Annotated in this window: 19 protein-coding genes; 16 read left to right on the plus strand and 3 right to left on the minus strand. The window is 49.6% G+C overall.

Annotated elements, in window-relative coordinates; genetic code table 11:
• Positions 1-126: 126 nt before the first annotated feature.
• From ugpA to RN22_RS23645, 13 genes are all read left to right on the plus strand, one after another.
• Positions 127-1,008: a sn-glycerol-3-phosphate ABC transporter permease UgpA gene (gene ugpA / locus RN22_RS23585; RefSeq protein ID WP_046308361.1), complete on the plus strand. Its 882-nt coding sequence runs from the start codon at positions 127-129 to the stop codon at positions 1,006-1,008.
• The gene (gene ugpE, locus RN22_RS23590) at positions 1,008-1,856 is read left to right on the plus strand and encodes a sn-glycerol-3-phosphate ABC transporter permease UgpE (protein ID WP_002540229.1); all 849 of its coding nucleotides are present in this window, start codon (positions 1,008-1,010) and stop codon (positions 1,854-1,856) included. Before ugpA ends, ugpE begins: the two co-directional genes overlap by 1 nt.
• Before the next feature lie 33 nt (positions 1,857-1,889).
• Positions 1,890-2,957, plus strand: coding sequence for a sn-glycerol-3-phosphate import ATP-binding protein UgpC (locus tag RN22_RS23595; protein WP_002540228.1), 1,068 nt, complete (start codon positions 1,890-1,892; stop codon positions 2,955-2,957).
• A 194-nt stretch (positions 2,958-3,151) separates the two neighbouring features.
• Positions 3,152-3,682 carry a hypothetical protein gene (locus RN22_RS23600; protein ID WP_046308336.1) on the plus strand — a complete coding sequence of 177 codons (531 nt, stop codon included), beginning with the start codon at positions 3,152-3,154 and terminating at the stop codon, positions 3,680-3,682.
• Between the two features lie 166 nt (positions 3,683-3,848).
• Entirely contained in the window at positions 3,849-5,492 is a 1,644-nt protein-coding gene (gene panP, locus RN22_RS23605; protein WP_046308338.1) for a pyridoxal-dependent aspartate 1-decarboxylase PanP, read from the plus strand.
• 124 nt (positions 5,493-5,616) lie between these two features.
• Complete coding sequence (locus RN22_RS23610; protein ID WP_046308340.1) at positions 5,617-6,594, plus strand: LysR family transcriptional regulator; 978 nt, start codon at positions 5,617-5,619, stop codon at positions 6,592-6,594.
• Positions 6,595-6,851: 257 nt separating this feature from the next.
• Complete coding sequence (locus RN22_RS23615) at positions 6,852-8,222, plus strand: glutamine synthetase family protein (protein ID WP_046308342.1); 1,371 nt, start codon at positions 6,852-6,854, stop codon at positions 8,220-8,222.
• Positions 8,223-8,230: 8 nt separating this feature from the next.
• Positions 8,231-9,616: an aldehyde dehydrogenase family protein gene (locus RN22_RS23620; protein WP_046308344.1), complete on the plus strand. Its 1,386-nt coding sequence runs from the start codon at positions 8,231-8,233 to the stop codon at positions 9,614-9,616.
• Positions 9,617-9,624: 8 nt separating this feature from the next.
• Entirely contained in the window at positions 9,625-10,785 is a 1,161-nt protein-coding gene (locus tag RN22_RS23625; RefSeq protein ID WP_046308346.1) for an iron-containing alcohol dehydrogenase, read from the plus strand.
• Positions 10,786-10,793: 8 nt separating this feature from the next.
• Positions 10,794-11,549: a gamma-glutamyl-gamma-aminobutyrate hydrolase family protein gene (locus RN22_RS23630; protein ID WP_046308347.1), complete on the plus strand. Its 756-nt coding sequence runs from the start codon at positions 10,794-10,796 to the stop codon at positions 11,547-11,549.
• A gap of 28 nt (positions 11,550-11,577) precedes the next feature.
• A complete protein-coding gene (locus tag RN22_RS23635; protein WP_046308349.1) occupies positions 11,578-12,156 on the plus strand; it encodes a TRAP transporter small permease subunit in 579 nt (192 codons plus the stop codon).
• Complete coding sequence (locus RN22_RS23640; protein ID WP_002535139.1) at positions 12,153-13,475, plus strand: TRAP transporter large permease subunit; 1,323 nt, start codon at positions 12,153-12,155, stop codon at positions 13,473-13,475. Before RN22_RS23635 ends, RN22_RS23640 begins: the two co-directional genes overlap by 4 nt.
• Positions 13,476-13,573: 98 nt before the next feature.
• Positions 13,574-14,629, plus strand: coding sequence for a TRAP transporter substrate-binding protein (locus RN22_RS23645; RefSeq protein ID WP_046308351.1), 1,056 nt, complete (start codon positions 13,574-13,576; stop codon positions 14,627-14,629).
• 406 nt (positions 14,630-15,035) lie between these two features.
• Here the strand turns inward: RN22_RS23645 and RN22_RS23650 are convergent, their stop codons facing one another.
• The 3 genes from RN22_RS23650 to torR all read right to left on the minus strand — a co-directional run bounded on the left by RN22_RS23650 (position 15,036) and on the right by torR (position 16,769).
• The gene (locus RN22_RS23650; protein WP_046308353.1) at positions 15,036-15,428 is read right to left on the minus strand and encodes a hypothetical protein; all 393 of its coding nucleotides are present in this window, start codon (positions 15,426-15,428) and stop codon (positions 15,036-15,038) included.
• A gap of 133 nt (positions 15,429-15,561) precedes the next feature.
• The gene (locus RN22_RS23655) at positions 15,562-16,032 is read right to left on the minus strand and encodes a DUF2947 domain-containing protein (RefSeq protein WP_046308355.1); all 471 of its coding nucleotides are present in this window, start codon (positions 16,030-16,032) and stop codon (positions 15,562-15,564) included.
• Between the two features lie 23 nt (positions 16,033-16,055).
• Entirely contained in the window at positions 16,056-16,769 is a 714-nt protein-coding gene (torR, locus tag RN22_RS23660) for a two-component system response regulator TorR (protein ID WP_039849380.1), read from the minus strand.
• Between the two features lie 397 nt (positions 16,770-17,166).
• Here torR and torC point away from each other — a divergent pair, with 397 nt between their 5' ends.
• From torC to torD, 3 genes are all read left to right on the plus strand, one after another.
• Entirely contained in the window at positions 17,167-18,348 is a 1,182-nt protein-coding gene (gene torC / locus RN22_RS23665; RefSeq protein ID WP_039849377.1) for a pentaheme c-type cytochrome TorC, read from the plus strand.
• Between the two features lie 78 nt (positions 18,349-18,426).
• Positions 18,427-20,955: a trimethylamine-N-oxide reductase TorA gene (torA, locus tag RN22_RS23670; protein ID WP_046308357.1), complete on the plus strand. Its 2,529-nt coding sequence runs from the start codon at positions 18,427-18,429 to the stop codon at positions 20,953-20,955.
• A gap of 94 nt (positions 20,956-21,049) precedes the next feature.
• Positions 21,050-21,697 (plus strand): molecular chaperone TorD, encoded by a 648-nt coding sequence (gene torD / locus RN22_RS23675; RefSeq protein WP_046308359.1) that lies wholly within the window; start codon positions 21,050-21,052, stop codon positions 21,695-21,697.
• Positions 21,698-21,753: the final 56 nt, after the last annotated feature.

Consider the following 21,753-nt stretch of genomic DNA (forward strand, 5'->3'; position numbering starts at 1 on the left):
TTTGTTGTTCCTTTTTGATGTAGGTGACTACACCTACAAAGGAACGCCGCGATCACAATGCCAGTCAAGCACGCTGAATCCTGCATCTTCAGGTCGATTGGGTATAATTACAATAAGCAGGTTGTTATGGATAACAAACCCGTCTTTCACAACGTCTGGTTACCCGCACTGCTGCTCGCCCCCCAGCTGGTCATCACTTTTATTTTTTTCCTATGGCCAGCGGGACAAGCAGTATGGCAATCCACGCTACTGGAAGATCCCTTCGGCTTAAGTACAGAATTCGTTGGCTTAGAGAATTTCTTTGAGCTTCTTGAAGACAGTGCTTACTTCTCGTCATTTGGCACCACCTTATTCTTCAGCTTCGCAGTCGCAGCATTAGCGCTTTTCGTCTCTTTGCTGCTGGCGGTCATGGCTGACCACACCATCAAAGGCGCTACCGCCTATAAAACCTTATTGATCTGGCCATATGCGGTTGCTCCCGCGGTTGCCGGTGTACTTTGGCTGTTTATGTTTAACCCAACGGTGGGCGTATTGGCGCACGCCATGGCAGCAGTGGGGATAGATTGGAACCCGTTTATCAACGGGGGCGATGGCATGTTTATGGTTATCGTCGCGGCAACCTGGAAGCAGATAAGTTACAACTTCCTGTTCTTCCTCGCCGGATTGCAGTCCATTCCCCGTTCACTGATTGAAGCGGCAGCGATTGATGGCGCAGGCCCAGCGAAACGATTCTTTACCATTGTGTTCCCGCTGCTTTCGCCAACCTCTTTCTTCCTTCTGGTCGTGAACTTGGTTTATGCCTTCTTTGACACCTTCGGCGTTATCCATGCAATGACACAAGGTGGCCCGGGCGACTCGACCACCACCCTGGTTTACAAGGTTTACGCCGATGGATTCGTCGGACTGAATATGGGCTCCTCCGCCGCTCAGTCAGTACTGCTGATGATTCTGGTGGGTGTGTTGACCGTTATCCAGTTTAAATACGTTGAGAAGAAGGTGGCTTACTGATGGTAGAAAGAAGACCCTTACTGACACTTTTCAGCCACTTAGTACTTATTCTAGGCGTCCTTGCTGTTGCTCTGCCTGTTTGGCTGGCACTGACAGCTGCGACACACGACAGTAAAGAGTTTGTGAGTGGAATGACACCGCTTTGGTTTGGCGACCGTGGCTTTGAAGTGTTCCATGAAATTCTGACGGAAGGCACATCGCGAGAACTGAAAATCAGCGTGGCTGGCATGCTATGGAACTCGACGTTGATGGCGCTTGGTATCGCCTTCGGCAAGCTTTCCATTTCCATTTTGTCCGCCTATGCCGTGGTGTATTTCCGTTTCCCTGGCCGCATGCTGGCGTTTTGGGTGATATTCATGACCTTGATGCTGCCTGTTGAAGTTCGCATTATGCCGACTTTCCAGGTCATCGCCGATCTCAGCATGCTGAACACCATGTCTGGCCTGACTATCCCGCTAATCGCTAGTGCTACGGCGACTTTCCTATTCCGCCAGTTCTTCCTGACAGTACCGGGCGAGCTTTTGGAAGCCGCTAGAATTGATGGCGCAGGCCCAATCAAATTCTTCTTTGATATTCTCCTGCCGCTATCAAGAACCAATATCGCAGCTTTATTCGTGATTACGTTCATTTACGGTTGGAACCAATATCTATGGCCTCTGCTGATCACCACCGAAGATAACTACTACACCATCGTGATGAGTATCCAACGCATGTTGGCTGTCGGTGATGGCGAAGTGGAATGGAACAAGGTGATGGCAACGACACTGCTCGCCATGATCCCGCCTGTACTCGTGGTTCTTGGCATGCAAAGGCTGTTCGTGAAAGGCCTGGTAGAAACTGAAAAATAATAAAGAATTAAGCTTCACACAGAGGATGCGTGAATGGCGACAATGACACTCGACCAAATTAAAAAAGTTTACCCCAACGGTTTTAAAGCGATCCACGGGGTAGATTTAGACATCGCAGATGGCGAAATGATTGTACTGGTAGGCCCAAGTGGCTGCGGCAAATCCACTCTACTCCGCATGATTGCAGGGTTAGAAACCATATCGGACGGCGCCTTGTCGATAGGTGGAGACCGCGTTAATGAGAAAGAACCGGGTGAACGTGATATCGCCATGGTCTTTCAGAACTACGCGCTGTATCCACATATGACAGTGTTCAACAACATGGCGTATGGCCTAAGAAACCGTGGCGTACCGAAAGATAAAATAGAAACATCCGTTAACGAAGTCGCTAAGATGCTGGAGCTCGATCATCTGCTCACACGCAGACCATCTCAGCTTTCTGGTGGTCAACGCCAGCGTGTAGCGATGGGACGTGCCATTGTGCGTCGTCCAAAAGCGTTTTTGTTTGACGAACCACTTTCCAACCTCGACGCCAAACTGCGTGTGCAAATGCGTCTGGAAATTAAAAAGCTGCAACGCTCGCTGAATACCACCTCCATCTACGTCACCCATGATCAAGTGGAAGCCATGACGCTGGCGGATCGTCTAGTGGTACTAAGTGCGGGTAACGTCGAACAGGTTGGCACACCGCTGGAAGTTTATGACACCCCTGCCTCTCTGTTCGTAGCGACATTTATTGGTAGTCCGTCGATGAACATTCTTGAGGGCTCAGTGAATGGTGGAAAGCTGACCTTGAGCAATGGCGAATCCATTGCGGATTCGAATCTTGAAGACCGAAGCCTTTACATCGGGTTGCGTCCTGAGCATCTCCAGATTGCTGAGAACCCGGACAACAAGCAACTCACCATGAAGGTCACACTAACCGAATCTTTAGGTGCAGACTTGCTGGTTTACGGTACGCTGGGTGATTCTGACCAGCAAATGACGCTGCGTGTTGAAGGTCATGTGGTGGTTGAAGATGGCGCATCGTTACCTCTGACTATCGACACTAAAAACATTCACCTGTTCGATAGAGAAACTGAAAAACGCATCGAAAGCTAACCCCTCTATTTGTCACAATCTGAGCAACTGAGAGATCTCTCGCTTGGATTGTGACAATCCACTAATTCCAGAGAAAATTTTCGTTTTTATTCTTCGGTCGCTAACATTACCATTACGACTATAAAAAATATCTGTAGCGTCAATGCCAAAGAAAGAACGCCACAGAAACAACCTTCGACCAAAAGGATTTAAAAATGCGTCGTTCAGCCCTGATCCTCATTGCCACTTTGGTGCCTGGCATTTCGTTTGCGAAAGACATCGAACAACTGGACAAGCTCTGTGTTAGCCAGAAGTATCACAACTATGTGGATGCTTCGATCACTTGGTACGAAAACCTCGTAGACCTGACCATTAAGAAAGACCCTAAACTGGAAGGCGTTGCGGGTTGGTTCCTTGAAGGTCGCCGTAACCACTTCATGCTTAACGAAGAAGCTTTTGACTACTATCTGGAAAACGACCCAAGCAAACTTAACTTTGATGCCCCTGTGGAATCTTGGTTGAATTTGTCTCAAGAGGACGTAAAGACACTTAGCAGCTCACAAGGCGAACTTGCGGATGCAGCGAAGAAAGTATTCGAATTCCGTCAGGGTAAAGCACACGAAGGTAACTACGATCTTCGCTCTGCCCTCGCTTCTCTGCTCAGCCACCCTAAAGAAATCGATGTACCGTTGACTCAGTACAACGATGCGATGTTGAAACTGGCCGAAACCAGCTGCGACAAGTAATAACAGCTTCGCGCCAAGCTTTACAAAAGCCACCTAAATGGTGGCTTTTTTCTCAATCCCCAAGATTTCTACCCTTTGACATCGACCAAGCCCACGTTTTTCCTGTGTTGTAACTTCGGCGAACATCGTGTAGAAAAGCCCATTATTAGAAAATAAAGAACCTCGGATGGTTACAGAAACTAAGACGGCGGAAGCGTCCCTGGAAAGCCTCCACCGTATTTTTACCGTGCCCGAAGCGCCCGATTCCACTTTGGGCAAAATTGAGCAGGAAATTTCCCAAAACCTGAATCGCTTTTTGCAGAATCATATTGCTGCGACAGATTCATCCCTCACTGATATCGAAAAAGATTTCAGCAATCCGTTGATCCCTGAAAAACCAACCTTCGTTTCAAAACACACAGAGTTTTTGCTGGATAAACTGGTTGCCCAATCGGTTCATACCTCATCGCCACGCTTTATTGGTCACATGACATCAGCGCTTCCCTACTTCCTGATGCCGCTGTCCAAAATCATGATTGGCCTTAACCAGAACACGGTCAAAATCGAAACATCAAAGGCCTTCACACCACTCGAGCGTCAGGTGCTGGGCATGCTCCACAACCTGATTTACGACCGCGATGACCCGTTCTATGAAAGCTGGATGCACAGTGCTGAACACTCCCTTGGGGCATTTTGCTCCGGCGGGACAATCGCCAATATCACGGCTTTGTGGGTAGCGCGCAATGCTGCACTGAAAGCGGATGGCGATTTCAAAGGCGTGGCTGAAGAAGGCCTGTTCCGCGCCATGCGCCATTATGGCTATGACGACTTGGCCATTCTGGTCTCTGAGCGCGGCCATTACTCTCTTAAAAAATCCGCTGACGTCCTTGGCATTGGCCGACAATCCTTGATTGCTATCCCGACCGACGAAAACAACCGCATCCGCATCGATAAGCTCGAAGAGAAAGTTGCTGAGCTGAAAGCGAAAAACACCAAGGTATTTGCATTGGTTGGCGTTGCTGGCACGACCGAAACCGGGAATATCGACCCGCTTGACGCCATGGCAGAAATTGCTGAGCGTGAAGGCATTCATTTTCATGTGGATGCCGCCTGGGGCGGTGCGAGTTTGATGTCCAATAACCAGCGACAAAAACTCAAAGGCATTGAACGTGCAGATTCGGTGACGATTGACGCCCACAAGCAGCTTTACGTGCCGATGGGTGCGGGCATGGTGATTTTCAAAGACCCTTCTATGGTCTCTGCGATTGAGCATCACGCCAACTACATCCTGCGTAAAGGCTCTAAAGATTTAGGCAGCCATACGCTCGAAGGCTCTCGCAGCGGCATGGCGATGTTGCTATACGCCAGCCTGAACATCATCGGACGCGAAGGCTATGAACTGCTGATTGATCAAAGCGTCGACAAGGCTGAGTACTTTGCTTCACTTATCGCTGACCAACCAGACTTTGAAGTGGTAAGTAAGCCGGAGCTTTGCCTGCTCACCTACCGATTTGTTCCTGAAGCAGTCAAGAAAGCGTTCGAAGTTGCCAATGACGCCCAACGTGAAGTGCTCCACCAGCACCTCAATGATCTGACGGTTTTCATTCAAAAGCACCAACGCGAAGCCGGAAACACTTTCGTCTCCCGAACCACGTTAACGCCAGTCCAATTCGACAATCGCGCCACTATCGTATTCCGTGTGGTTTTAGCCAACCCGCTTACCACCAAAAACATCCTCGAAGAAGTGTTAGAGGAACAGAGAGCACTGGCAAAACAAAGCACCATCGCGTATCCCAAGCTTCTGGAACTTGCCGAACAAATCCTGAATTAATCTTCATAAAAGAAAGCCGCGAAAGCGGCTTTTTTGTTTCTCACTGCTTACGACTCATTGCTGCAACATGCTGATTTCAAATCGCTTGGCTAAGCTGAAATTAGGATGTGAAAAGGATTTGCTGATGGGAACATTAGGGTTTGAGCTGAAATCGCTGGAAGTGTTTGTGGCAACCGCCAAAACCGGCAACATGACCGCCGCTTCTCAGCATCTGGATATTTCTCAATCTTCGGTCTCACAAATTCTTGCCAATCTGGAAAGTAGCCTCGGCGTGAAGCTGCTTGATCGCAGTGTGCGCCCCGTGGAACTCACTGTTGCCGGGCGTTACTTCTACGACCAATCAGTTCATCTACTCGAGCAAGCCTATAAAACCCAGCAAGTCATCACCAAAGGCAGTTTCAATAGTTTGCACTTAGTCAGAATCGCTATGGTGGATTCGCTCGCTGCCACTGTGGGGCAACCACTGATTGAAGTGATAAAAGCGCACACCGAAAACTGGACAATGATGACAGGCTACTCACATCTCCACCAGCAAGGTCTACTCAGTCGTAGCATTGATATTATTATTTCTGATGATGTCCTCGAAAGGCAGGACGACCTTCGCCGGCTACAGATTCTGAAAGAGCCCTTTGTTCTGGTTGTTCCCAAGCAGTTCCAGCAAAAGTACCCCGACACCTGTCACTCACTTGTCGCATTGAGTCAACATTTGGATATGATTCGTTACAGTGAACAAAGCCTTATCAGCCAATCCATCGAAACCTACCTGCATCACCAAGGGTTAACCGTGCCAGACCGTATGCAGCTAGATAACACATTTGCCGTACTTTCTGCGGTAGCTCAAGGACTTGGCTGGGCATTAACCACACCATTGTGTCTTCTTCAGGGTGAGGTTTTCCGCAACCAGATAAGCGTCATTCCACTCCCGGAAAAAGATTCATTTTTTAGGTACTTAACCCTGATTGCGAGACGCAATGAGTTGGGTGATTTACCGGAAAAACTCGCCGACGGAAGTTGCAAAATCCTACGCCAACATTTCCTTGCCAAAATCCGCCAACATTACCCCTGGCTGGATGGAAAAATCCGCATTGGAAAGTACACCTGACAAGCCGTTCAAATTCACACTATTAAAATTCCTAATAGTGTTATCCCACCCAGTGTGATTGTGGTGGTAAAAGTTTTTCACTGTCTCCTACCTTAAATTTACAGTCCGTTACCAACCGTAAGTGACTGATGAGTCACCTACTGCTTACCCATGCTTCAACTATCGTTGATAGAGGTTCATGGGTTTCTGAAACATCGGAAGCAAATGGAGCATGCAGTTTTTCTTTCGGTCCGGTAACGAAAATAACAGGAGCGGGTATGGAAGCGCGTGAAGTAAAAACGGCGGCTGACGCCAAAAAGATTGTTGAAGAAAGGAAGCTCTCTCACGTCAAAGTCGGTTTGTTTGATAACGATGGCGTGATGCGAGGCAAGTACATGTCGAAAGAGAAATTCTTCTCTTCGCTGGATGGTGGATTTGCTTTCTGTGATGTGGTGTTGGGGTGGGATGTCAAAGACCAACTCTACGACAACGCCAAATACACTGGCTGGCACACAGGTTATCCTGATGCCCCGGTTCGTATTCTTCCTGACACCTGCCGCGATGTGCTTGATGAGGATGGCATGCTGCTGTTCATTGCGGAATTTTCAGGTGATGCTGAAGCAGTTTGCCCACGCGCCACACTTCGCCGGGTATTGGAAAAAGCCGCGGACATGGGGTTTGACGCCTACGCTGCACTTGAATACGAATTCTTCATTTTCGATGAAACGCCCCACTCCGCCCGTGAAAAAGGCTTCCGCAACCTGAAAACCATCACGCCTGACTGGTTTGGTTATTCGATGATTCGTAACTCTACTTACTCAGGCTTGTACAAAGCAATCCTCGCCATGGGTGAAGCCATGGACTTTCCGATCGAAGGTATTCACTCCGAAACTGGCCCTGGTGTTATTGAGGCTGCGCTAACTGTCGACAACGCGAAAAACGCCGCAGACAAAGCCGCACTGTTCAAAACCTACATGAAAGTGCTGGCGCAGAAAAACGACATGATGGCGACCTTTATGGCCAAATGGACCAATGATTACCCCGGCCAAAGCGGACACATTCACATTTCGCTTCGCGATCGGGCTTCGGGGAAAAGTGCCTTTTATGCGCCCGATGCAGAGCTCAATATGAGTGACGTTCAGCGCCACTTCCTCGCCGGTCAACAGCTTCTGATGCCGCAATTCCTTTGCATGATCGCCCCAACCGTCAACAGCTACACCCGAATGATCCCAGGCTTTTGGGCTCCAACAGATGCGACCTGGGGCGTTGAGAACCGCACCACATCACTCCGTGTGATTCCGGGCTCTGATAAATCGCAACGCATTGAATATCGTCTTGGGGCTGCAGATGCCAATCCTTATCTCGCCCTTGCTGCTGCGCTTGCGTCCGGTCTGTATGGTGTTGAGCACAAGATGGAGCCAACAGACCGTATTGTCGGAAACGCTTATGACATCGAACATCCAGAAGAGCTCCAACTCCCACGGACACTCTGGGAGGCCGCACAATCTTTCAAACAATCCGAAGCAGCCAAAACCATGCTGGGCGAAGCCTTCGTGGAACACTTTGCCGCGTCACGTGAATGGGAAGAAAGAGAATTCCGCAAGCATGTGACCGATTGGGAACTCGACCGTTATTTTGAAATTATCTAGGTGAAGACATGGAACGTTTTCAGACAATTACACCTGTGGATGGCTCGGTTTATGTCGAGCGCCCTTTTGCTGCCGCAAGCGAAATTAAAGCGGCGTTGGAAAGCGCAGCTAAAGCCTATCCATTGTGGAAAAACACCCCACTCGAGGTGCGCCAGAGCCTGTGCCGAAAAGCCGTTGAATGCTTTGTGGCTAAAGGCGAGGAAATCGCAGAAGAAATCACTTGGATGATGGGTCGTCCCATCGCTTACACCAAAGGGGAAGTCGCCGGCTTTGAAGAACGCGCGATGCATATGATCGGCATTGCGCCTGAAGCCCTTTCACCCATGCCATTACCTGATAAGGCGGGCTTCCGTCGTTACATCAAGCGTGTTCCACTCGGTACAGTATTCGTTGTTGCACCATGGAATTATCCTTACCTGACTGCGGTTAATGCCATTGTTCCCGCTTTGTTGGCCGGTAACACGGTACTGCTCAAGCACTCTGCCCAAACGCCACTGTGTGCCGAGAGAATGGCTGAAGCGTTTGCAGAGGCGGGGTTACCTGAAGGCGTTTTCCAATATCTTCACCTTTCCCATGCTGATACCGAATCCGTCATGCAACACGATTCAATCCGGCATGTTGCATTCACGGGTTCAGTACCTGGCGGCAGGGTCGTTGAGAAGGCCATTGCTGGTCGCTTTATCAGCGCAGGTTTGGAGCTTGGCGGCAAAGACCCAGCCTATATACGCTACGACGCCAATGTTCCCAATGCTGTTGACACTGTCATCGACGGCGCTTTTTTTAACTCCGGCCAATCATGCTGTGGTATGGAGAGGCTTTATGTCCATGATGCTGTTTATGACGATGTTGTCGATGCAGCAATAAAACTCGTGAACCAATACCAACTCGGAAGACCTGATGTAGCAAGCACGACACTTGGGCCTCTCGTGCGAACTGCTTCCGCTGATTTTGTGAGGGGGCAAACGGAAGAAGCGATACTTCAAGGCGCAAAGCCCTTGATTGATGCGTCCGATTTTCCGGCTAGTCAGCTTGGCACGCCTTATTTAGCACCACAACTTCTCATTAATGTTGACCACAGTATGCGGGTGATGACGGAAGAAACCTTCGGCCCCGTTTTAGGCATCCAACGCGTCAGTAATGACGAGGAAGCATTGCGTTTGATGAATGAGAGTGAATTCGGTCTGACCGCGGCGATTTTCACTGAAGATGAAGAGCGCGGCGAGCAACTAGCCGATACCACTGAGTCCGGCACCGTTTTCCTTAACCGCTGCGATTACCTCGACCCCGGTCTGGCTTGGGTAGGCGTCAAAAACAGTGGACGGGGATGCACCCTATCAAAAATTGGGTTTGAACATCTGACACGACCCAAGTCTTATCACTTCAAACGCGTTTAGGAGCGGACATGTCATTATCAAACTGGAATTACCCCACTGCAATGACAGCCGGTATCGGCGCGTTAGAGGCCTTGCCAGCTGCATGTAAAAGCCTGAGAATGCATCGGCCATTGCTGGTCACCGATCCCGGTATTGCGGCACTGTCGATGACGCAACAGGCGAGAGACTTGTGCGAACAGCAAGGACTATCTGTAGCACTGTTCTGTGATGTGCAGGGCAACCCAACTGGCCAGAACGTCGAATCGGGAAACACGGCTTTCAAAGAAGGCTCCCATGATGGCGTGATTGCACTAGGTGGAGGCTCAGCCTTAGATTGCGCGAAAGCCATCGCATTATCAGCGGAACAGTCTCAACCACTTTGGGCGTTTGAAGATGTGGGCGATAACTGGGCACAAGCAGACCCAGAACTCATTGCCCCCATCGTTGCCATTCCAACCACGGCAGGTACAGGTTCAGAAGTAGGTCGTGCATCTGTCATCACTAAGGAAGATGAAAAACGTAAGCTCATCATCTTTCATCCTCAGATGCTGCCGGGGAAAGTCATTCTGGATCCTGAACTCACTCTTGGCCTGCCACCTCATATCACTGCCGCCACCGGGATGGATGCGCTGTCACACTCTCTTGAAGCGCTATGTGCTCCGGGCTATCACCCTATGGCAGAAGGCATCGCCATTGAAGGTATCCGTTTAGTGCAGCAAAACCTCCCCATTGTTTTTGAAAACGGGGCAGACAAACAAGCCAGAATGCAGATGTTGGTTGCTTCCAGTATGGGCGCAACGGCATTCCAAAAAGGCTTGGGCGCCATGCATGCCATCGCCCACACACTTGGCGCTTTGTACAACGCTCACCATGGGCTGCTGAATGCCATCCTGATGCCATACGTATTGGAAGCGAATCGCAGCGAAATCGACGAGAAAATGGAGCGATTGGCTCGTTATCTGGCGCTGGAAGGCTCTGGCACTGATGCCGTATTGATCTGGGTACTGGCATTACGAGAATCTCTGGGGATTCCCCACACACTGGCTGATATTGGGATTCATGACTCCGAAGCTGAAAAGGTCGGATTGATGTCTATCAATGACCCATCTGCGGGAGGTAATCCGATCCCGTTTTCTGCTGATGAATACAGCCAACTCTTTCTCAACGCTGTCCATGGAAAAGGACTCTGAGAGGCATTATGCGTATCGGTCTCCTGCTTTGTGATGATGTAAAACCTGAGCTTCAAAGCACGCACAGAAACTATCCTGACATGTTCGAGATGACATTGAAGAAGGTCGATCCTTCGCTTTCACTGCACTGCTATCGAGTCATTGACGATGAGTATCCCGCAAGCATCGATGAGTGTGATGGATATGTTATTTCTGGCAGTCGCTACTCCGTTTATGACGATCTCCCCTGGATTAAACGGTTCGAAGGTTTCGTCAGAACACTTTTTGAAAAAGGAAAGCCCACGGTAGGCATTTGCTTTGGCCATCAAATGATGGCGCAGGCACTGGGTGGCAAAGTCGAACGTTCAGAAAAAGGCTGGGGAGTCGGCATTGCTACCAGCAATTTGTCAGCAGAAGAAAAAGTCTCGCAACCTTGGCTTAAAAGCCTCAAGCCTGACTTTTCACTTGTCGTCAGCCATCAGGATCAAGTCAGCCAGCTCCCTCCTGATAGCACGACACTTGCCAGCAGCGAGTTCTGCCCTATTGGCATGTTTACTGTTGGCAGCCACTTTCTGGCAATTCAAGGACATCCCGAATTCAGCCGCGCTTACTCCTTCGATTTGATGGAGTCACGCAGGGATCGTATTCCGGGAGAGGTCATCTCACGCGGGCAAGCCTCCCTACGGCAAACTCCGGACGCAGAACTTGTTACACAATGGTTGCTGGATTTTCTGAAGGCTAATCAGCCCTCACCCGGAAAGCCGTCGCCGTCTACGAAGCCTTAAACGACCCCATTCAAGGAAGGAAGTATTTATGGAGTCATCACGTTTACCCGAGGATAAAAATCTGGCTTACCTGCCTTCGTTCCTCGCTGCCTACGTCAGATTTGTTGAGTCAATTAACTTCTACATCGGTCGGTTTGCGATGTATCTGATCTTCCTGATGCTAGGCATTCTCGTCTATTCATCAGTCACCAAAACCTTTTTCCTGCCTTCGCTTTGGACGCTTGAAATGGCGCAGTTTGCCATGGTCGCTTACTACATGCTTGGTGGCCCCTACTCTATGCAGCTCAACAGCCATGTACGCATGGACTTGGTTTACGGCAACTGGTCACCGCGCACCAAAGCCATGGTCGACAGTTTCACGGTGATTTTTCTTATCGTTTATCTCGTGATTTTGCTGTACGGCGGCATTTCAAGCACCTCCTATGCACTGGAATATGGTGAGCGTAGTTATTCGGCTTGGCGACCCTATATGGCACCAATCAAACTCATCATGTGCCTCAGTATTTTCCTGATGCTGCTGCAAGCCACAGCTGTGATGCTCAAAGACATTGCCAAATTGCGTGCACCAAAAGTCTCTGAGGAAGAATCAGAAGGAGGCGTGCAATGAGTTATGAACTGATCGCCCTCCTAATGTTTTCTTCCATGATGCTGATGCTGCTAACTGGACAACGCGTATTTGCTGCTATTGGTTCCGTCGCTGTGATTGCTTCTCTGCTGCTTTGGGGTGATGGCGGGTCTGAAATTGCCTTCGGCGCAGCCATGAAGTTGATGAAGTGGTATCCGCTGCTGACCTTGCCGCTGTTTATCTACATGGGCTATATGCTCTCAGAGTCTGGTATTGCAGAAGACCTCTACAAAATGTTCCATGTCTGGATGGGGCCGATTCACGGTGGTCTAGCCATCGGTACGATCTTGTTGATGGTCGCGATTTCAGCCATGAATGGTCTCAGTGTCGCAGGCATGGCTATCGGTGCGAGTATTGCCCTCCCCGAACTGCTCAGGCGGGGGTACGACAAGATCATGGTCACCGGGGTGATACAGGCAGGCAGTTCGCTCGGAATACTGGTGCCGCCCAGCGTGGTACTGGTGCTCTACGGCATGATTGCGCGCCAGCCCGTTGGACAGCTTTGGCTTGCCGGCGTATTGCCTGGTCTGCTGATGGCGAGCATGTTCATCATATATATTGTCGTCCGCTGCAAAATGCAGCCGCATCTCGGTCCTGCGCTTTCCAAAGAGGAACGCAATGTCCCGATGAGTGAGAAGCTCAAACTGCTGCGCGCAGGCATTCTTCCACTCGCGATTTTCTTCTCTATGACAGGCCTGTTCCTAATGGGCGTCACCAGCTTGGTGGAAAGCTCGGCCGTAGGCGCTCTGGCAGCGACCATTGCTGCGATCGTCAAACGGCGTATGACAAAAGAAGTCATGGAAAACACGTTGCGGAAAACCCTCGCCATCAGCTGCATGTTCATGTGGATCATTCTTGCTGCTCTATGCTTTGGCGCAGTATTTGACGGTTTAGGTGCAGTTAAAGCGATTGAAGCACTGTTTATTGACAGGCTTGGCCTCACCCCTTGGGAAGTGCTGATCCTTATGCAACTGTCCTACCTCATTATGGGCACCTTCCTCGACGACACTGCCATGCTGGTTATCGTCGCGCCTCTCTACGTGCCATTAGTGAAGTTACTAGGCTTCGATCTTATCTGGTATGGCGTGCTCTACACCATTACCTGTCAGATTGCCTATATGACGCCGCCATTTGGCTACAACCTATTCCTGATGCGTGCGATGGCACCTCCCGAGGTGTCACTGACCGACATTTACCGCTCTATCGTGCCGTTTGTTCTCATCATGATCTGTGCGCTTGTCATTGTTATGGCATTTCCTCAGATCGCGCTCTGGCTGCCGGAATGGCACTACAGCCGATAGGAGGAAATGACGACAGACATCAACTTCACATATGCAACTACAATCAAAGCAATAGAAAAGTGTGTTTATCGAATTAATGACGTAATAAGGACACCACTATGAGTAACAACAGACGTGATTTTCTGAAAAAGGCAGGTATCGTCGGCGCTGCTAGTTCAACGGCGATTCTGGGTGCACCAGCTGTTGTATCAGCCAAAGAACCCATTCGCTGGAGACTGCAGACCTATGCTGGCCCAGCGCTCGCTGAGCATGTCATCAAGCCTGCGGTAGATGCATTTAACGCTGCGGCCAATGGTGAAATGATCATTGAGCTGTATTTCGCCGACCAGCTTGTTCCTACGGGCGAGTTGTTCCGCGCAATGCAGAAAGGGACGATTGATGCGGTACAAAGTGATGACGACTCCATCGCTGCACCTGTCGATATCTCGGTATTTGGCGGCTATTTCCCCTTCGCTACCCGCTATAGCCTCGATGTTCCAGTACTGTTTGAAGAATACGGCTTGAAAGAAATCTGGCAGGAAGCGTATGGAGAGGTCAAAGGTGTGACCTGGTTAAGTGCGGGTTCCTGGGACCCTTGCCACTTCGCAACGGTAGACCCAATTCGCAGCCTGGCAGACTTGAAAGGGAAACGTATCTTTACCTTCCCAACTGCTGGCCGATTCCTTTCCCGTTTCGGTGTTATCCCCGTTACCCTGCCTTGGGAAGATGTGGAAGTGGCAGTACAGACCGGCGAACTGGATGGCATAGCATGGTCAGGGATTACAGAAGACTATACGGTTGGCTGGGCTGATGTAACCAACTACTTCCTGACGAATAATATCTCCGGTGCCTGGTGTGGTTCCTTCTTTGCCAACACTGAGCGTTGGAATGCACTGCCGGAACACTTGAAAGTGCTGTTTAACCTGATGATGGACTCTTCACACTATTATCGTCAGCACTGGTACTGGGGTGGCGAAGCAAAACTCAGAACAAGTGGTACCAAGATGCAGCTGACCACAATTCCAGATGAAGAGTGGCGTCAGGTTGAGGTCGAGGCTTACAAATTCTGGGACGAAATCGCTGAAACCAGTCCACGAAATGCTCGGGTGATAGAAATATTTAAAGAATATGCAGGAGTGATGGAGAAAGCGGGTAAGCCTTACCGCTATTCCTAATTCGTCCGTCACGTTTGAAAAGCGGCTGAGAGAGGTCGCTTTTTTTAAGCGGCTAGAATGAAAAAAACCAGCGTTGATAGGCCAATACCGACGCTGGTTTTCCTCGAGTTTTTACGTTGGCAGATTTAGAGTTCTGCCCTCTCATTAGTTTCCTTCAGCTGATAAAACCAAATGAAAGAAATGAAAGTCTTTTGGTTCAGAATCAGTCTGTAAGTGGCGGCCTTGCATTACTGACTGATTTTGAACACAGGGGTAATTTAGTACCTGATGAATAAGAAAACTGTGAGGTAAACAAGAAAGTTCCTTTATGTTTTATGCAGATGCAGCAATTTTGCGAGTCAGGTAATACTGTGGAAATAAGATCACAGTTGTGCTGAAAAATATGTACACCATTGGGCATTAATCCCTACGCAAAATCCGTGCTACATTCCGCTCTTCCGAGCTCATAGAGCCTCTTTTCACGTATTTCGCGGCGCGCTTCATTCCATTCCATAATCACTTGCTCTCGGCTTTCACCCCGCCCCATGTCACTGAATAGATACCTATCAACCGTGTGATTAAATGCTTCCAGATCCATTTTTTCCTGATACACGACACCCATAAACTCAAAAGCCTGAGACTTTTCTTTGTTACTGCCGATAACGGTAAACTGCTGCAGGGTATCCAGTGCCGCTTCATACTCACACTTGACGATTTGTTGCTCTGTACCCAGCAACTTGCCATGCACACCATAGGTAGACACATAGCTGCAGCCGGAAACCATGCCCATTGTCATCAGACTCAGCAGTAACTTTTTCATGAAAAATCCTTATCAAAATGAGGCGGCAAATTTTTGTCGATGACTAAAAAACTAGCAATAATCAGGCCGATAAAACAAAAAAGCCGGGATTCAATCCCGGCTCTTCACACCTGATAGTTTGGCACTAAGGCAACTAAGGGCGCTTACCCAACTTCACTGTGCCATTTTGTTCGAACATCGCCGCTTCTTTGCGTTTGCGGCCAATCAGCAGCGGCTTATCATCGTAGAACAAGAAATTTTTCCAGTACTTCTTGAACAATCCCCAACGGGTTTCAACGATGTTCCCTTTGTCATAACAGAAGTAAACCACCGCATTGTCTTCCCATGGGAAAAACGCCAATACGTCCTCTGGCAAATTGCCTTCCTCTTCCCAAGGGTGCTGCCAGTCAGATTCTTGCTCCCACACATCACGCATGATCGCCCAGTCGCCTTTACCAAAGTGATCCGGCGTTGGGCTTTGTTGGCTAACAAAATCGCGCCATAGCTGCCCGCCGCGTTCTTCGGTCATCGGTTTGATGTGCTCGCGGTCTTCTTCGGCAACAGGCATAGACTGGTGCGTGAAAATCCACTTACGTTTGTATTCTTCAAAGGGAATGTAATTCATAGTTCTCTCAGAGTTCACGGGCGTTATTTCCCCGCGAACATGTAACCTTCGCCATGGACAGTAATGAACATTTGCGGCTTTTTGGGTTCGACCTCGATTTTGTTGCGTAAACGTCGAACTAATACATCAATGGTTCTGTCATTTGGGGCATCGACCCGATGGCTGATCAAGTTCAAGATCCTTTCCCGACTCAACACCCGGTTGCGGTTCGCCGTGAACGCCACCAGCATTTCATATTCTGCTTTGGTGAGTTTCACTGCGTTGTCGCCCTTGTTCAATGCGCGACGTTCAATGTCGAATGTCCAGCCATTGAAGTTCACGATGTTATCACTTTCTTTTACTGAACTCTGCATTTCAGGCAGAGTATTCGCCTTGGAAATGCGCCAGAGCAAATTGCGAACTCGCACAAGAAGTTCTCGTAATTCAAGTGGTTTGGTGCAGTAGTCATCTGCCCCCATTTCCAAGCCAACAATTCGGTCTATGCTGTCAGTTCTCGCGGTAATAAGAATAATACCGACATCGGATTTACTGCGCAGTTGGCGTGTCAGCATCAACCCATCCTCGCCAGGCAGGTTGATATCAAGCAGCACTAAGTCAACATGCTGCTCGTTCATAATCTGATGCATTTCCTTGCCGTCAGCGGCCTGACTGACGTGATATCCCTGTTTTTCGAAGTACGCGCTCACCATGGTGCGAGTCACTGCTTCATCATCTACGACCAAGATGTGATGCGTCACATTTACCCTGTTCACATATCGTCATGAGGAGGCGCACTGTACCACCTAAATTGCTAACAAACTTGATTTATCTCATGGTTATTGCAAATTTTGGTGCGCCAAATCAACCATGTTTTTTAACAATAACAGGGGTGTTTTTGCGAGATAGGCGACAATTAAGTCATTTTGGGCACATTTAGAAGCACATAAAGCCCACATCTCACGTTAACAATCGATTCTGTTCACATCTGTTCATATTCTCCGCCCACCTGTTCATTTTCTAGATGAACCATATTCATATCCAATCGCTACTATGCCCACCTCTAAATAACGCATCAAAAACATGTAGCTATAGTGCGTTGGCTTGCTTCCTAACACGCTGCCGGAATGGGCCCAAACACTAACTACAAAAACTTTTATGGGTGTATCCACTTTTATGAAAAAGCTATTGCAGAAGCTGAACAAACCTAGCGCGAAGTACTCCATCCTTGCGCTGGTTCTGATCGGTGCTGTCATCACGGTTGCCGGCGTGGTCGTGATGAACAAGTCTCTCGACTACTTCTCTCAAACCGAGTTCTGTGTGTCGTGCCACACGATGCAGCAAAACTACGAGGAATATAAGCAGTCGATTCACTACAGCAACGCAAAAGGCATCCGTGCTGAATGTGTAGACTGTCACCAGCCTAAAGATTTCGTAGGCAAAATCTGGCGCAAAATGGGCGCTTATAAAGACGTTTACCACCACTTCGTAACGGGCAAGATTGATACCCCAGAGAAGTTTGAGGAACACAGACTCGAACTCGCCCAGAAAGTCTGGGATCGCATGGCTGACGAGAACTACAAAACCTGTACAACCTGTCACTCATACGAAGCGATGGATCACGACAAGCAGTCTGTTCAGGCGATGAAAGAAATGATCCCTGCAGCGAAAGAAAATATGGCGTGTATCGAGTGTCACAAAGGTATTGCTCACGAACTGCCAAACATGGCCGGTGGCTTCCGTAAGACATTCGAAACCCTGACTGCTTCTGCAACCGCACCTGCTGGCGCCAAGAAACTGTTCTCGATCGAAGAGAAGAGCCTGTTTGCTACCGCTGATGCAAACGGCAAGGTTGAAGGCCAACTGCTGCCAGCTTCTGAAGTAGAAGTGGTTGGCGAAGAAGGCGACATGCTGAAAGTGCGTGTTCAAGGTTGGATCGAAACCAACGGTAAAGGCCGCGTGATGACTGAGTACATGGGTAAACGTGTATTCAAGGCGACCGTTCGTGGTGACGTGAAAGCGACTGAGACTGTGATTTCTGAAGAAGTGGACCCAGCAACCAACATCGCTTGGAAACAAGTGGCGGTGAATGCCTATATCACCAAAGATCATCTGGTTGAAAGCATTGACCCTATCTGGGACTACGCATCAGAAATGTACGCATCTTCTTGTAACTCTTGTCACGCAGCACCAGCCCCTGGCCACTTCACTGCAAACGGCTGGATTTCAAGCCTGAAAGCGATGAGTGCGTATTACCGCCTGAGCAAGACCGAAGAGCGCACCCTGCTGAAGTATCTGCAGAACCACGGTAGTGATACCGGCGGTGCAGGCGCCCACTAATCGGCAAAAAGAATACTAAGCGGCAGATGCGCCCTCGTGCATCTGCCCTGATGAATTAAAAACTATAAGGACTTCTACATGGCGACTGAAAAACAACAAGGCATTTCCCGCCGTCGTTTTCTCTCTGGCATGTTAACCGCCAGTGCGGGTGTTGTGATTGGTTCCAGCCTGCTGGCACCACGCAAAGCAATGGCCGCGACTGAAGCGAAAAACACCTTCTCTGGTGAAGTTATTCATGGTTCACACTGGGGTGCATTCCGCGCGAAAGTTGAAAACGGTATCTGGGTTGACACAGTAGCGTTTGAAAACGATCCACACCCAACCTCAATGCTGAACGGTGTGCGTGAAGTGGTTTACAACCCTTCTCGCGTTAAGTACCCAATGGTACGCATCGACTGGCTGAAGCACGGCTGGAAATCAGACACCTCACAACGTGGTGACAACCGCTTTGTACGGGTGCCATGGTCACAGGCGCTGGACTTCTTCCACCACGAGCTGGAGCGTGTTCAAAACACTTACGGCCCAAGCGCATTGTACGCAGGTCACTCTGGCTGGCAGTCATGCGGTAAGTTCAACACCGCCGGTACTATGATGCAGCGCGCTATCAGCCTGCACGGTACTTACCTGGCAAAAGTGGGCGACTACTCGACTGGTTCTGCGCAGGTTGTTCTGCCTTACGTTGCGGGTGCAATGGAAGTTTATGAGCAGCAAACTTCTTGGCCTCTGGTTCTGGAAAACGCGAAAAACATCGTGATCTGGGGTTCAGACCCAATCAAGAACCTGCAAGTAGGCTGGCTGGTTCCAGACCACAGCGTTTACGGTTACTACCAGCAACTGGCTGAGAAAGTAAAAGCAGGCGAAATCAACGTGATTCACGTTGACCCGGTGAAGAACGAATCATACAAGTTCTTCGGCGGTTCTCAGGTTGCAGTTAACCCGCAAACTGACGTCCCTCTGATGCTGGCAATCGCACACACGCTCTACACTGAGAAGCTGTACGATGAGCAGTTCCTGGCTGACTACACCACAGGTTTCGACAAGTTCGTTCCTTACCTGACCGGTGAGAAAGACGGCGTAGCGAAAACGCCAGAGTGGGCGGCAGAAATCTGTGGCATCCCTGCAGATCAAATCCGCGAACTGGCGCGCACCATGGCAAATGGCCGCACCCAGATCATCGCGGGCTGGTGTCTGCAGCGCATGCAGCACGGCGAACAATACGCGTGGATGATCGTTGTTCTGGCAGCCATGCTGGGTCAAATCGGTCTGCCAGGTGGTGGTTTCGGCTTTGGTTGGCACTACAACGACGCAGGTACTATTACTTCTGCGGGTCCACTGATGTCTGGTTTCAGCTCAGTGACTGGCGTTGATCCAATCCACAGCGGCAGCTACAACGGCTACTCAAGCTACATCCCTGTTGCACGTTTCGTTGATTGTATCGAGAACCCGGGTACCACTATCCAGTTCAACGGCCACAGCGTGAAATTCCCGCACATGAAGATGGCTATATTCTGTGGTAACAACCCATTCCACCACCACCAGGATCGTAACCGTATGATCAAAGCGTGGCGTAATCTGGAAACGGTTGTCAGTGTTGAGCACCAATGGACAGCGACTTGTCGTTTTGCAGATATCGTTCTGCCAGCGACCACCACTTACGAGCGTAACGACATCGAGCAGTTCGGTAACCACTCGAATAAAGGCATCATCGCGATGAAACAAATCGTTGAGCCTATGTTCGAAGCGAAAGACGATTTCGATATCTTCCGTGAGCTGTGTACCCGTTACGGTCGTGAAGAAGCCTTCACTGGCGGCAAGACCAAGATGGAGTGGATTGAAGAAATCTACAACGGTGCACGTCTGCAAGGTCGTGGTATCGGCGTTCGCATGCCTAACTTCGTTAAATTCTGGGAAGAAGAGCAATTCATTGCATTCCCAGAAGGTTCAGAGTGGGTTCGTCACGCAGCGTTCCGTAAAGAACCGGATCTGGAACCATTGGGCACCGCATCTGGCCTGATCGAGATCTACTGTAAGACCATCGCTGACATGGGTTACGACGACTGTCAGGGTCACCCAATGTGGTTCGAAAAAGTAGAACGTAGCCACGGTGGTCCTAAGTCGAAGCAGTACCCTATCCACCTGCAGAGCTGTCACCCGAACCACCGTCTGCACTCGCAGCTGTGTTCGTCTGACGATCACCGCGGTACTTACGCAGTAGCAGGTCGCGAGCCTTGCTACATCAGCACTGCTGACGCGAAGGTACGTGGTATCCAATCTGGCGACATCGTTCGTGTATTTAACGACCGTGGTCAGGTGCTGGCTGGTGCAGTGGTAACAGACGATTACATGTCTGGCGTATGTCGTATCCACGAAGGTGCATGGTACGCGCCGCTGGAAGGTGGCAAACCGGGCACTCTATGTACTTACGGCGATCCAAACGTGCTGACCGTTGATATCGGTACTTCTAAGCTGGCTCAAGCAACTTCTGCGCACACGGCACTGGTTGAAATTGAGAAATACACTGGCAAAGTGCCAGCAGTGACCGGCTTCAGCGGCCCTATCGCGGTTGACGACGTTAACCCACTGTTCCCGGCGATGGATATCGCATAAGAGACAGTGTGAAGAAAAAGGGCAGCTTGGCTGCCCTTTTTTACTCTAAGCTGGTTAGAATTAACGAAAAACATCCCTCACTTACGGAATGACAATGCAAGAATTTATCGCCATTAACGAACAACGTGCCGAGTTTTACTGGTGGATGTCTTCACTGTTTGCGACGGAGTTGACCCAGCAAGATCTGGACAACTACCACGGCGGCGACATGGATAACTACTACTCCGTGTTGGCGATGACCGACGAATTGAAAGCCCCGATTGCGGAATTTCGTGACGCACTGGCGAAACTGAAAGTCAGAGAAGATGCGCAACTTGAGCTTGCTGCAGATTTCTGTGGCCTTTTCCTGAGCACACCTAAGTCCGGCGCCCTGCCTTACGCCTCTATGTACATTGGCGAAACAGGCTTGTTGAACGACAAGCCTGCGGTTGAAATGGGCCAGTGGATGGACAAGTACGGCATTGCTCAACGGAAAGACTTTAACGAGCCGTTTGATCACTTGGCGGTAGAACTCGACTTTATGGGTAACCTGGCGATCCTCGCGAACAAAGAAACAGACGAGGAAAAGCAGGAAGCAATGATGCAAGAGCAGCAACGTTTTCTTGAAACCATGATGCTGCCTTGGATTGAGCAGTTCCAACAAACCGTGCAGCAGTTCGACAAATTCGGTTTCTATAAAGCCGCAGCGAACTTGTTGGTGCCCTTTATCAAGTTGGACCAAGCCTTCCTGAAAGGTGAATAAGCGAACAAGCACAGTGTTCAAAAGCCGGGCTTGTTCCCTAATGCATGTGAATTAAG

The sequence above is a fragment of the Grimontia sp. AD028 genome (assembly GCF_000973155.1).
GTDB classification, from domain to species: domain Bacteria; phylum Pseudomonadota; class Gammaproteobacteria; order Enterobacterales; family Vibrionaceae; genus Enterovibrio; species Enterovibrio indicus.

Bases quoted from the DNA above. Each gene is read 5' to 3' on its own strand.
- RN22_RS23645 (WP_046308351.1), top strand. From the start codon at position 13,574: ATGAGTAACAACAGACGTGATTTTCTGAAAAAGGCAGGTATCGTCGGC.
- RN22_RS23620 (WP_046308344.1), top strand. From the start codon at position 8,231: ATGGAACGTTTTCAGACAATTACACCTGTGGATGGCTCGGTTTATGTC.
- panP (WP_046308338.1), top strand. From the start codon at position 3,849: ATGGTTACAGAAACTAAGACGGCGGAAGCGTCCCTGGAAAGCCTCCAC.
- RN22_RS23640 (WP_002535139.1), top strand. From the start codon at position 12,153: ATGAGTTATGAACTGATCGCCCTCCTAATGTTTTCTTCCATGATGCTG.
- RN22_RS23600 (WP_046308336.1), top strand. From the start codon at position 3,152: ATGCGTCGTTCAGCCCTGATCCTCATTGCCACTTTGGTGCCTGGCATT.
- RN22_RS23635 (WP_046308349.1), top strand. From the start codon at position 11,578: ATGGAGTCATCACGTTTACCCGAGGATAAAAATCTGGCTTACCTGCCT.
- torD (WP_046308359.1), top strand. From the start codon at position 21,050: ATGCAAGAATTTATCGCCATTAACGAACAACGTGCCGAGTTTTACTGG.
- torA (WP_046308357.1), top strand. From the start codon at position 18,427: ATGGCGACTGAAAAACAACAAGGCATTTCCCGCCGTCGTTTTCTCTCT.
- RN22_RS23650 (WP_046308353.1), bottom strand. From the start codon at position 15,428: ATGAAAAAGTTACTGCTGAGTCTGATGACAATGGGCATGGTTTCCGGC.
- RN22_RS23625 (WP_046308346.1), top strand. From the start codon at position 9,625: ATGTCATTATCAAACTGGAATTACCCCACTGCAATGACAGCCGGTATC.
- RN22_RS23595 (WP_002540228.1), top strand. From the start codon at position 1,890: ATGGCGACAATGACACTCGACCAAATTAAAAAAGTTTACCCCAACGGT.
- RN22_RS23610 (WP_046308340.1), top strand. From the start codon at position 5,617: ATGGGAACATTAGGGTTTGAGCTGAAATCGCTGGAAGTGTTTGTGGCA.
- RN22_RS23655 (WP_046308355.1), bottom strand. From the start codon at position 16,032: ATGAATTACATTCCCTTTGAAGAATACAAACGTAAGTGGATTTTCACG.
- RN22_RS23630 (WP_046308347.1), top strand. From the start codon at position 10,794: ATGCGTATCGGTCTCCTGCTTTGTGATGATGTAAAACCTGAGCTTCAA.
- ugpA (WP_046308361.1), top strand. From the start codon at position 127: ATGGATAACAAACCCGTCTTTCACAACGTCTGGTTACCCGCACTGCTG.
- RN22_RS23615 (WP_046308342.1), top strand. From the start codon at position 6,852: ATGGAAGCGCGTGAAGTAAAAACGGCGGCTGACGCCAAAAAGATTGTT.
- ugpE (WP_002540229.1), top strand. From the start codon at position 1,008: ATGGTAGAAAGAAGACCCTTACTGACACTTTTCAGCCACTTAGTACTT.
- torC (WP_039849377.1), top strand. From the start codon at position 17,167: ATGGGTGTATCCACTTTTATGAAAAAGCTATTGCAGAAGCTGAACAAA.